11 protein-coding genes and 1 pseudogene are annotated in these 11,224 nt (G+C 58.6%); 6 read left to right on the forward strand and 6 right to left on the reverse strand.

Annotation, left to right across the window (positions count from 1 at the left end; translation table 11 throughout):
* Positions 1-10: 10 nt before the first annotated feature.
* A complete protein-coding gene (ppk2, locus tag ACQ4MY_RS05505) occupies positions 11-826 on the reverse strand; it encodes a polyphosphate kinase 2 (protein ID WP_440094215.1) in 816 nt (271 codons plus the stop codon).
* 186 nt (positions 827-1,012) lie between these two features.
* On the opposite strand from ppk2, the gene ACQ4MY_RS05510 reads away from it, so the two are divergent.
* Positions 1,013-3,139 (forward strand): TonB-dependent receptor family protein, encoded by a 2,127-nt coding sequence (locus ACQ4MY_RS05510; protein WP_440094217.1) that lies wholly within the window; start codon positions 1,013-1,015, stop codon positions 3,137-3,139.
* A 275-nt stretch (positions 3,140-3,414) separates the two neighbouring features.
* Here ACQ4MY_RS05510 and ACQ4MY_RS05515 read toward each other — a convergent pair whose 3' ends face one another.
* Positions 3,415-3,732 carry a DUF7677 family protein gene (locus ACQ4MY_RS05515; RefSeq protein ID WP_045123348.1) on the reverse strand — a complete coding sequence of 106 codons (318 nt, stop codon included), beginning with the start codon at positions 3,730-3,732 and terminating at the stop codon, positions 3,415-3,417.
* Between the two features lie 302 nt (positions 3,733-4,034).
* Here ACQ4MY_RS05515 and ACQ4MY_RS05520 point away from each other — a divergent pair, with 302 nt between their 5' ends.
* The 3 genes from ACQ4MY_RS05520 to ACQ4MY_RS05530 all read left to right on the forward strand — a co-directional run bounded on the left by ACQ4MY_RS05520 (position 4,035) and on the right by ACQ4MY_RS05530 (position 7,042).
* Positions 4,035-4,925 (forward strand): serine hydrolase domain-containing protein, encoded by an 891-nt coding sequence (locus ACQ4MY_RS05520; RefSeq protein WP_440094219.1) that lies wholly within the window; start codon positions 4,035-4,037, stop codon positions 4,923-4,925.
* 84 nt (positions 4,926-5,009) lie between these two features.
* The gene (gene chrA, locus ACQ4MY_RS05525; protein ID WP_440094220.1) at positions 5,010-6,218 is read left to right on the forward strand and encodes a chromate efflux transporter; all 1,209 of its coding nucleotides are present in this window, start codon (positions 5,010-5,012) and stop codon (positions 6,216-6,218) included.
* A gap of 143 nt (positions 6,219-6,361) precedes the next feature.
* Complete coding sequence (locus tag ACQ4MY_RS05530) at positions 6,362-7,042, forward strand: EcsC family protein (protein WP_008088555.1); 681 nt, start codon at positions 6,362-6,364, stop codon at positions 7,040-7,042.
* A gap of 56 nt (positions 7,043-7,098) precedes the next feature.
* Here ACQ4MY_RS05530 and ACQ4MY_RS05535 read toward each other — a convergent pair.
* Positions 7,099-7,218 (reverse strand): annotated as a pseudogene (locus ACQ4MY_RS05535) (DUF2867 domain-containing protein); the annotation flags it as partial.
* A gap of 164 nt (positions 7,219-7,382) precedes the next feature.
* Positions 7,383-7,889: a peptide-methionine (S)-S-oxide reductase MsrA gene (gene msrA, locus ACQ4MY_RS05540; protein WP_008088550.1), complete on the reverse strand. Its 507-nt coding sequence runs from the start codon at positions 7,887-7,889 to the stop codon at positions 7,383-7,385.
* A 132-nt stretch (positions 7,890-8,021) separates the two neighbouring features.
* On the opposite strand from msrA, the gene ACQ4MY_RS05545 reads away from it, so the two are divergent.
* Positions 8,022-8,444 carry a DUF4952 domain-containing protein gene (locus tag ACQ4MY_RS05545; protein ID WP_440094223.1) on the forward strand — a complete coding sequence of 141 codons (423 nt, stop codon included), beginning with the start codon at positions 8,022-8,024 and terminating at the stop codon, positions 8,442-8,444.
* A 115-nt stretch (positions 8,445-8,559) separates the two neighbouring features.
* Positions 8,560-9,621 carry an alpha/beta hydrolase family protein gene (locus ACQ4MY_RS05550; protein ID WP_440094225.1) on the forward strand — a complete coding sequence of 354 codons (1,062 nt, stop codon included), beginning with the start codon at positions 8,560-8,562 and terminating at the stop codon, positions 9,619-9,621.
* A gap of 51 nt (positions 9,622-9,672) precedes the next feature.
* On the opposite strand, the gene ACQ4MY_RS05555 is transcribed toward ACQ4MY_RS05550, so the two are convergent.
* Positions 9,673-10,158: a hypothetical protein gene (locus ACQ4MY_RS05555; protein ID WP_440094227.1), complete on the reverse strand. Its 486-nt coding sequence runs from the start codon at positions 10,156-10,158 to the stop codon at positions 9,673-9,675.
* A 220-nt stretch (positions 10,159-10,378) separates the two neighbouring features.
* A complete protein-coding gene (locus tag ACQ4MY_RS05560; protein WP_008088537.1) occupies positions 10,379-10,678 on the reverse strand; it encodes a hypothetical protein in 300 nt (99 codons plus the stop codon).
* Positions 10,679-11,224 lie beyond the last annotated feature (546 nt).

Here is an 11,224-nt window from a genome sequence, read left to right on the forward strand (position 1 = left end):
AGAGGGTTGTCTAGAATTTTTCGGCGACGTGCTGGTAGGGGTAATCCGGCTCGCGGTATTTGCCGGGTTTCTGCCGTTTGGGCAATTCCACCTTTTCGCGTTTCACCTCCTCATAGGGAATGCGGCTGAGCACGTCGGTGATGATGTTCAGCCGCGCCCGGCGCTTGTCGTTCGAATCAGCTACGCGCCACGGCGCATGTTCGGTGTCGGTGTGTTTGAACATCTCGTCGCGCGCGCGGGAATAGTCGTACCAGCGGCTGTAGGACTTGAGGTCCATCGGCGTCAGTTTCCAGATCTTGCGGCCATCGTTGATCCGCGCTTCCAGCCGACGCGTCTGCTCTTCGGGGCTGACCTCCAGCCAATACTTGAGCAGGATCACCCCCGACTGAACGATGGCGTGCTCGACCCACGGGATCGACTTGAGAAACTTGTCGGCCTGATCCTCCGTGCAAAAGCCCATCACCCGCTCAACCCCGGCGCGGTTGTACCAACTGCGATCAAAGATCACCACCTCGCCCCCTGCCGGCAGATAAGGCAGATAACGCTGCACATGCATCTGGCTCTTCTCGCGATCCGTCGGCGCAGGCAGCGCCACCACTCGAAAGACGCGCGGGCTGACACGCTCGGTGAGGGCCTTGATCGTCCCGCCCTTGCCGGCGCCATCGCGGCCCTCGAAAACGATGCAGACCTTGACGCCCTTGGCGATCACCCACTCCTGCAACTTGACCAGTTCGACGTGCAGCTTGCGCAACTGATCGAGGTAATCCTTGTTTTTCAGCTTGGGATTTTCAGGCGCCTTGGCGGCCTTTTTCTTGTCTTTTGCCATGACCGAGCCCTCACGAATGAATACGGAAACAAAGCGTTTATTGACGCGGCAAACCAGACACGTGAGGTTAGCCCACGACCTGAGGTTTGCCATTGCCGGGCAAAAAGCAAAATTGCCATGTGTTTCCTTCGTTCTTTGTTACGTCGCACTGTTCATTGTCCGCCCCTTGTTTGCTGGAGTTTCCCGATGCCGTCGCCCAAATCCCTGCCCACCGCCCTGCTCGGCCTGGCCCTCGCCTGCCCGGCGATGGCCGACACTCAAGGGCTGGAGCTTGGGCAAGTACTGATTTCGGCGGATGAGCGCAGTGGGTCGGATGCCAGCGTTGAAGAAGCCAAGGCCCGCCTCGAACAGGTGCCCGGCGCCACCAATGTGGTCGACATGCGCCAACCCTTGCAGGGCCGTGTCGCCAGCAATCAGGACGTGCTGGCCTATCAGCCGGGGGTCTATGCGCAGTCGGCGGGCAACGAAGGCGTGAAAATCTCGATTCGCGGCTCGGGCATCAACCGCGCGCCGGGCGCCCATGCCTCGGGGCTGTACACGATGCTCGATGGCCTGCCATTGACCGGCCCCGGCGGCACGCCGTACGAATTGCTCGAACCGCTGTGGGTCGATCACGTTGAAGTGCTGCGCGGTGCCAACGGTTTTGATCGCGGTTCGCTGGCGCTGGGCGGCGCCATCGATTACGTCAGCCACACCGGCTACAACGCGCCGAAACTGCAAGTGCGCTACGCCACCGGCAGCCACGGTTATCAGCAGCGTCAGGTCAGTTCGGGGCAAGTGCTCGGCGACTTCGACTACTACGTGTCGCTCACCGACTCCAACGCCGACAGCTATCAGGATCACACCGCCAGCGAAAGCAAAGGCCTGATCGCCAACTTCGGTTATCGCTTCAACCCGAATCTGGAAACGCGCTTCTACATCCGCTACCGCGAGACCGACAACGACCTCGCCGGGCGTGTGACCAAGCATTCCATCGAACACGATCCACGCGCCGCCAACCCGTCTTATGTGGCGCGCGACGACAGCCGCAAACAGCCGGGCAGCACCTTCATCGGCAACAAGACCACCTTCTACATCGACGACGATTCAAGCATCCAGACCGGCCTCGTCTACCACGATTACCCGATGGATCTGCGCGAAGGCCCCAACCGCCTGAAAGTTGCCTACAGCGATGTCAGCGGCACCTTCGACTACAAACGCCGCGACACTCTTTTCGGTATGGAAAGCCGCAGCAACGTCGGCCTGCGCGTGACCAAACACCTGCCGAACGACGGCGCCAGCGAGCTGGTACGCATCCCCACCGGTAATACCGCCGGCTACGCTCCCGGCACACACATGCGCAACTTCACCTATCAAGGCTCGGACACCGTCCTGCACTTTGGCAACGATCTGGAAATCGCCGACGACCTCTGGCTGACCACCGGCCTCGCCGCCATCTACACCCGCCGCGAAAGCGACGTGACTTACCCGCAAAGCGGCGGCAAAACCAGCCTGAACGACTGGGACTACGCACCGCGCATCGGTCTGCGCTACCAGATCACGCCCGACCTGCAAGTGTTCGGCAACCTCAGTCGCTCGGTCGAAGCACCGCACCCGTGGTCGCTGATCTACAGCTCCAACGTGCGCTTCCCGGCGGGCAACGGCCCGGCCACCGGCACCCAGAAAGACCCGATCACCCTGCAAAACCAGACCGCGACCACCCTCGAACTCGGTGGCCGCGGCGACAGCGCCATCGGTGAATGGAGCCTGGCCTGGTACTACGCGCAAGTGCGCCACGAACTGCTCTCGGTATTGCCGGACGCCAGCGCCGTCACCCCGTATGAACTCAACGCCAGCCCGACCGTACACCAAGGCGTCGAGGCCAGCCTGAACAGCAAGCTCTGGTCCGCCGCCGACGGCCGCCAGTTGAGCCTGCGCCAGGCTTACACCTTCAGCGACTTCCACTATCGCGACGACGAGCGCTTCGGCGACAACCGCCTCCCCGGCCTGCCGATGCATTACTACCAGGGCGAATTGCGCTATGACTGGCCACAGGGCTTCTTCGCCGCCGTGAATACGCAACTGGTCTCGAAAGTGGCGGTGGATTACGCCGACAGCTACTACGCCGACCCTTACGCACTGTTCGGCGCAACGCTGGGCTACAACGCGCCGAAGGGCGACTGGCAAACGTGGCTGGACATGCGCAACCTGACCAACAAACACTATGCGGCGACGGTTACACCGGGCTATGACGACAAAGGGCTGGATGCCGCGCGGTCTACGCCGGGTGAAGGGATGGGTGTGTATGTCGGGGTTTCGTGGAGTCTGTTGTGAGGCCGGTGGTTGACCGACCGTTGCCAAACACCTGACGGGGATGCAAATGGACAGCCATTCGAGACTGGAAATCGAGAGCGCCGCTTATGAGCACTTTCTCAGTCTGTGGGAATGATGAATCCGACGCTGCACACGGCAGCCAATGGGCACCTGGTGCTCGAATTCAATGAGTTGTCAGATTCTGGCTGGCTAGTGCGGGAGAGCCTCTCGCAGGTTACAGCCCCCCGACCGAAAGCAATCGTCCCGCCCCTGAAATGCCAGAGCAAAATCTGGTTCTAGCGTCCTTGAGCGGGAGGCCCATAGAGTTCGATTTCCCAGTCTTCAAACGGCGGTGAGACTTTGAACGCCGGATCGCAATATGACCTCAGATAGTCAGTCGCTCTCTTCTGGGCGTGGGTAAAATTGAGCACATTGCCCTCACTGTCCATCTCTATGACGTTGGCGAATATCGCAAAGACCATTTCGATGGCGCTGGGCTCCGAGCCATAGATTTCCAGATAGTCGACGTTTTTAAGCATGTAGTGGCTTCCACTTGCCATGAAATAGGCAAAGGTTCGCAGCGCGCCACTGAAGTCATTACTCAGCTTCTTCATGTGCATTATCTTTTAGTAAACAACCAGGGTTTGAACGAAACGGAACCAGACATCTGCCTGCAGGTGGACTCGGGCTGCCCGTGCTCAGAATGCTTGCACCGTTGCTTCGACGCCAGGAGTAGACGCCGCCGGGCAGCAATCTAATCCCGCACAACGCCCGGTAGCAAACGCCATTGCCATAGATCAGGCACATCTGGGCGAAAACAGCCGCTCCAAACGCACAGACGACCCAACAGCCTCAGAGCAAACCGAATGAGATATCTTGTTGCCCCATCAACCCGCTCGCCATCTTAGGGAAGCCAATGCTGAGTTCACTTGTATTGAATGGCCAGTCTCCAACAACTGACCACTCAAACCTCATGACCCCTTGGTGGAGTTTTACGAAAACAGTCCTGGCGGCGACTGCCCTGACGTTGGTACGTGACGGCTTGGTCAGCCTGGACGCCCCCATCCTTGATCAACCCTTCACACTGCGCCAACTACTGCGCCATGAAGCAGGTCTCGCCGACTACAGCGAATTGGCCGACTATCACGCCGCCGTCGCTAACCATCAGGCAGCCTGGTCCGCCGATGAAATGATGCAACGCCTTGACGGTAACCGGCTTCGATACAGCCCCGGAAGCGGATGGCGCTACTCGAATGTGGGTTACCTGTTCGTCGGCAGGCTGATTGAGCGAGTGACTGATCTGTCGCTTGAAGACGCAGTCAATCAACGCGTTCTCGGCGCTTTAGGCCTGTCGAACGTTCGCTTCGCTAAAACGCGAAACGACCTGCAGGATACCCACTCGGCAAGCCGCTCGAATTATGACCTTGGCTGGGTCTATCACGGTTTGTTGATCGGCCCCCTTTCGCAAGCTGCGCTACTGCTTGATCGGCTACTCGCCGGCCACCTCCTCCCCACAGACTTGCTCGAAGAAATGCAATCAACAAAAACATTGGGCGGCCCGATTCCGGGGCGACCGTGGGTTACGCCGGGGTATGGGCTGGGTTTGATGCAAGGATCGATCGAAGGTGGTTACACCCTCAGCGGACACACAGGCTGCGGGCCTGGCAGTGTCATTGCCGTTTACCGCGTGAGCGAAGGCGACGCATCGGTTTGTTGCGCAGGTTTTGAAGCGGGCGCCAGTGAAGGTGCGGTTGAAGGGTATGTCGCAGGACGCTTGATACAGGCCTTACGCATAGCGATTGCTTAAGGTAGAACGCCCCTCCCGTGAGCACTTCAGAAAAATCGAAATAGACTATCGTCACTCCATTGTAAAAAGCAGGAACGTCGGTACATGACTCAGCCTGAGACCGTTGAGAAAAGCAGTGCCTGGTCGGTGTTTCTGATCTTTCTGCGCCTCGGACTGACCTCTTTCGGTGGTCCGGTGGCGCACTTGGGGTACTTCCATAATGAATTTGTTCTCCGGCGTCATTGGCTAAGCGAACGCAGTTATGCGGATCTGGTAGCGCTCTGCCAATTTCTGCCCGGCCCGGCGAGCAGCCAGGTCGGCATCGCCTTGGGCATGTCGCGGGCGGGATACCATGGCGCATTGGCGGCGTGGGTGGGTTTTACCCTGCCGTCGGCGACTGCGTTGATTTTGTTTGCGCTGGGCATTGCCCGTTACGGCACGGCGCTTTCGCCTGGCGCCCTGCATGGGCTCAAAGTGGTCGCCGTTGCGGTGGTTGCTCAAGCCGTGTGGGGCATGGCGCGAAATCTATGCACGGACGTGCCGCGCATTACCCTCATGGCGATTGCCGCGTGTGTTGCATTGCTTGCACCGTCGGCATGGGCACAGGTGGCTGTGATTTTCGCCGCGGGTCTGGCGGGCCTGTTGCTGTTCAAACCGGCGGAACTTGTTGAGCACGACGCTCTGCCGATCACCCTCAGCCGGCGAACCGGTGCGATCTGTTTATCAGTGTTCCTGGTATTGCTGATGGGCCTGCCGTTGCTGGCCGAACTGAATCCCGATCATCGCGTGGCAATGGTGGATGCGTTTTACCGCGCCGGCGCTTTGGTGTTCGGCGGTGGCCACGTCGTTCTGCCTCTACTGCAAGCGGAAGTTGTGCCCACTGGCTGGGTTAGCAATGAAGCGTTTCTGGCCGGCTATGGTGCCACGCAGGCAATGCCCGGCCCCTTGTTTACGTTTGCCGCGTTTCTCGGTGCGTCGATGAACGTCGCGCCTTCAGGCTGGGCAGGTGGCGTGATCTGCTTACTGGCGATTTTTGCACCCTCGTTTCTGTTGATCATCGGTGCCTTGCCTTTTTGGGAGCGGTTACGACGCAACTTGCGTGCGCAAGCCACTTTGGCTGGGGTGAACGCCGCGGTGGTTGGCCTGCTGTTGGCCGCGCTTTACCAACCTGTCTGGACGAGCGCCATTATCGAACCACAAGACTTCTGCCTGGCGCTGGTTGCCCTGATTGCGTTGATGTTCGCAAAGCTGCCAGCGTGGCTGGTTGTGGTCGGAACAGGCATTGCCGGGTGGGTTTTGAATGGGCTGTATTGAACCTCGGCAAATTATCCCTTCGCAAAACCCGCCACATTCCAATCTCTAAAGGTAATGTTGTTTTGATATCAGTTATGGCACTCTCGGAACCCGCGCTCGTCCGTGAACATGTCACTGATTAAAATCTACGAATGGAATTCGGTATGACCCAAGTAAAAGAAGAAAGCAGTTCCTCTTTGATGAAGATGGTAGAAGCCATCGCCATCAGCCCGCAAGATGCCCGCGAACTGGTCACCCAGTACGAATCGCAAGCCCGCAAATCGGCGCCGTCCGCGTCGGATGAAAAGATTCAAGATGCCGTCGTCGACAAGATCATCAGTCGCTACTCGAAATTGGCCGCAACGTCTGGCGCCGCTACGGCCCTGCCGGGCGTTATTCCCGGTATCGGCACGGCAGTCAGTGCTGTCGGTGGCGGGCTGGCGGATATCTCGGTGTGCATGAAGCTGCAGATCGACATGACCATGTGTCTGGCGGTCGCCATTAACGGCAACATGTCCAACGAAGATGCCAAGCACATGTCGTACATCATTGCGTTGTACGGCTCGCTTGAGCAGATGGGTTCGACCGGCGCCACCCGAATCGCCAGCAAGGCCGGCGTGCGCATGGTTCAGCAATATCTGAAGGGCCCAACGCTGCAGATCATCAAGGAACTGTTCGCAAAAATCGGCATTTCGTTCACTCAGAAAGCCGCCGCGAAAGTGATCCCGTTCGGGATCGGCGTGATCATTGGTGGCACCGCGAATTACGCGCTCACCACTTACGTCGGAAAAACCGCGCGGGATGCCTTCCGCCTGAACCTGAAGGAAGAGGCGGCGACGGAGTAATTGCCGCCGGTGATAGGCTGTCGATTATTGCCTGCCACGACAGGCAGTAATCCGGCCGTGACAACCGATGAAGTGACGGTCAGCGCTCGGCCTGTCACTGGCAGGCAAATCATCACATTCAGGTGCCGATCTCGTTCAGTCAGAACCAGACAGTCGTGGGCACTGCACTCCACCATAACTCACTCCGAACGCCGTCGGCGCGTCCCGCAGTGCGGCCAGCCGGACGTGTTTGAGCAGCTTCCAGTCTTGGGTTTGGGTCAATCGAATGGTCATGTTCGTCCCTGAAAAATAAACAGCGCCCTCAACGTCTCACACGGACGTCGAGGGGGCAATTTGATTTTCAGGCGCGCTTGGGCAGCTTCCAGTTCGGGCGGATGAAGTGGCAGGTGTAGCCATTCGGAATGCGCTCCAGGTAATCCTGGTGTTCCGGCTCCGCTTCCCAGAACGGGCCTGCCGGCTCGATTTCGGTGACCACCCTCCCCGGCCACAATTTCGAAGCGTCGACGTCGGCAGCGGTGTCCTCGGCGACATCGCGCTGTGCTTCGCTGAGGTAGTAAATCGCCGAACGATAGCTTGGGCCGAGGTCGTTGCCCTGGCGGTTGGGTGTGCTCGGGTCGTGGATCTGGAAGAAGAACTCAAGGATCTGTCGGTAGCTGATCACGGCCGGATCGAAGACTATTTCGATGGCTTCGGCGTGGTTGCCGTGGTTGCGGTAAGTCGCGTTCGGTACATCGCCGCCGGTGTATCCGACTCGCGTCTGCAGCACACCGGGATAGCGCCGCAGCAGGTCCTGCATGCCCCAGAAGCAGCCGCCGGCAAGAATGGCAGTTTCGGTTTGCGTGGTCATGGTGTGTCCTTCCTCTCGGGGACGTGGGGATAGCTGATGTTATGAGGGCGTATTGGCAAATTCCAAGGTTGCGTGTAAACAAGCTGACCGGCGCCGAAAACGACGCTTGGGCAGACCCTCACGGAAGAAGCAATGAGCAGACGGATCAGCAAACTTCTCTTGGCCGTTGCGTGCATGTTTGCCGGCTGCGCCATGGCTGAGCCGCGATGCGCAGACTTCCTCGCGACACTCAGCAACAAGCCTCCATTCGTCGAGTTTCTGCAGTGCAGCCAAGACCTCGACGCGCAGGGAAAACCTTTCGTCGCGCGCTACCGCGTCAGAGGCACCGATGCCCTTGCGGCTGAGCGCTACCTGAACCACCGCTTCGGATTGCCAATGCTGCGCTATATCTGCTGTGGTTGGGATTCGACGTTTTATTCCTATCGGGATAAAAAAACCCGGCACTGGTATCTGCTCGGAATGGGTTCCGAGGAAACGCCCATCAACACGCGCAAGGCTTGGCCGCAGATAGAGTACTTCTACCTCCAGGTGTCCCTCGCGACCGAAGATCCTTGAGCGCAATTGCACAGCCATTCACCTGATCTCAATAGTCCGTTCGGGCTCATGGAATGCAAGTCGTCGGCAAGTTCCAGGCTCTGCACCTCCACCTCAACCAAGGAAGATAACCCCATTGAAAACTGCTCTCGGTGCCCTGTTGTTGACCTGCCTGGCGAGCCACGCCCTCGCTGACGTCAACGCGGTCGGCATCCAATCCCTGAAACTCGCGGACGCGCAACATCAGCGGCCGCTGGACTTGGTCGTCTGGTACCCCACAGCCGCCAAAACCCCTGCCCAGATGATCGCCGATGACGTGGTGTTTGTCGGCGCGGCGGCCGTGCGCGACGCGCCACCGGTGGCGGGCGAGCATCCTTTGGTCGTGCTCTCCCACGGTTACCGAGGCAATTGGGGCAATCAGATCTGGCTGGCAAATGCGCTGGCCGAAAAGGGTTACATCGTTGCAGCGGTCAACCACCCCGGCACCACAACTCATGACCGCAGCCCGCAAGCAGCCGCGCAGTTGTGGCAGCGGCCGGTTGATCTGGGTCGGGCGATTGCAGCGGTGACCTCCCAACCTGAAAAATTTGGTGGGGTCGCGCCGCGCGAGATTGCCGTGGTCGGCCATTCACTCGGCGGCTGGACCGCTATGGAAATCGCCGGCGCGCGTTTCGATCCGGAGCTGTTTGCGCGTGACTGCACAGTTCATCCGCAACTGGCCAGTTGCATCAACTACCAAAAGATCAACCCTGCGAGCACGCCGGCATTGAAAGATGGCCTGGCCAGTGACTTGCGCGATAAACGCGTCACGGCGGTGGTGGCACTGGATCTGGGATTTTCACGCGGCATGACCGACGCGAGCCTCGCCGCATTGCCAGTACCGGCGCTGGTGATCGCGGCGGGCGCACCGTCGCTGGATCTGCCTGCAGCGTTGGAGTCGGCCGACCTCGCCAAACGCCTGCCGGCGGCGTCAAGCCACTATGTCGAGATCAACGACGCCAGCCACTTCAGCTTCCTGCAACAGTGCAAACCGGGAGCAGTGGCACTGCTCGAAGAAGACGTGCCGGGCGATGGCATCATTTGCGGGGATGGTGACGCGGCGCGGCCACGGGAAGACATTCAGCAGCAAGTGACCGCGCTGATCAGCGAATTTCTGCAGAAGCAATGGAAACAGGCAGGCGGTTTGGTCAACCGTTGAGGACGAGGGTCACGCCACCAACATCGCGGCGTGCCCCACTGACATCCGGTCTCAGGAAGCCGTTTGCGGGTAGCTGCAACCGACATAAAGATCGACATCTTTGTCTTCGGTCGACAGCACGCGCAGCGTTGCGCCATTGTCGAGGCTGCGTTGATAGTCGACATAGCCGCCGGTATCGAGGACTTTTTTCAGTTTCAGCGTACCGGCGAGCTTCTCTGCGTCCGCCGCCGGGGTGCTGCTTTTGGTCTGGAGGAAGAAGCCGAAACGGTCAATCATCACCGCCGTGGACGACGACACACCGCTGACCGACAGCGCAGGCGTCACCTGCCAGGCACCGCCGCCCCACGGGGTGTGCGCGGCATCTTTGGCCAAGGTCAACTGCTTGGCATCCACCAGCGCATTGAACTCGCCGACCTGCTGCGCATTGCCTTTGCACTCGGCCAACGCCTGGAACATTTCGCCGTGAGTCGGCGCCGCCGTAGCGGAAAAACTGAACAAGCATCCAGCGAGAGTGAAAAGACCCAAAGCGACTTTCATGACGACTTCCTTGTTGAGTTGAACCCGATGTAAAGATCACCGAAGTTCCATGGCTGATATTCCGTATTGCGCGACTTGCGTAATGGCACAGGCCTGCGCAGGGGGCAAAAGTTTGCCATGTTGCAAACCACTAAGCGATCAGGGAAACCCTTAAACGGCGCGCATAAAAAAGCGCACGCAAGTCCTGAGACTTCACGTGCGCCGTTTTCAAGCGGTGTATTTAGTGCAACGTAATCAACGCAAACAGCCCGACAATAACCATCAGCACAGACATGTACTGCATCGGCACAAAGAACAATGTGTGTTTTTTGCGGAAGACAACTTCACCGCCGGTAGCTGGATCAATGTAGGTCTTGCCCGGCTGATTGTTCAGCTTGTGGCCGATAAAGGCGTTAGCGGCAGCTGCAACCAACAAACCCACGCCTACACCCATCCCGTTAGGAAGCCCGGCGAAAGAAATCAGCCCCACCAGCGGAATCAAAACCGAAAGAATGCCCCAGCCTTGCCAAATAAGAAACATAACGCGTCCCTGCCAAATTTTCGAAGGCGCGCAATTTAACAAACAACTTGATGCTGCGGCAACATTTTGTAATATTTTCCCTATAGTGAATTATCGATCCTCTTCAATTCACTGCGGCCATTCAGAGTAGTCACGTAAGGTCAGTTCTATGGAAGAGCTGAAAGACTTTATGGATAATCCTCCCGAAAACGGCCGGGTATTACTTACGCTTGCGCTGTTTCAGTTTGGCACAAGCCACTCTGCGATGAGACCAGCACATACAACATCGATATCGACTGCTCCACCGCCATCGCTGGCAAGCCAGCTCCCACACGTTTTCGTGCCCGAACCACCACCCCCTGTAGGAGTGAGCCTGCTCGCGATAGCGTCCGTCCCGGCAACATCAATATCGACTGAATCACCGCCATCGCGAGCAGGCTCACTCCTACAGGACTTTGCACACATACAAAGATTTTTGAGCACACCGCAGAAACTGTGGGAGCTGGCTCGCCAGCGATGAGGCCAGCACATCCAACACCACGTCGACTGCCCCACCGCCATCGCTGG

Origin of the sequence: Pseudomonas sp. SM4, from assembly GCF_051913165.1 — a bacterium.
GTDB lineage: Bacteria > Pseudomonadota > Gammaproteobacteria > Pseudomonadales > Pseudomonadaceae > Aquipseudomonas.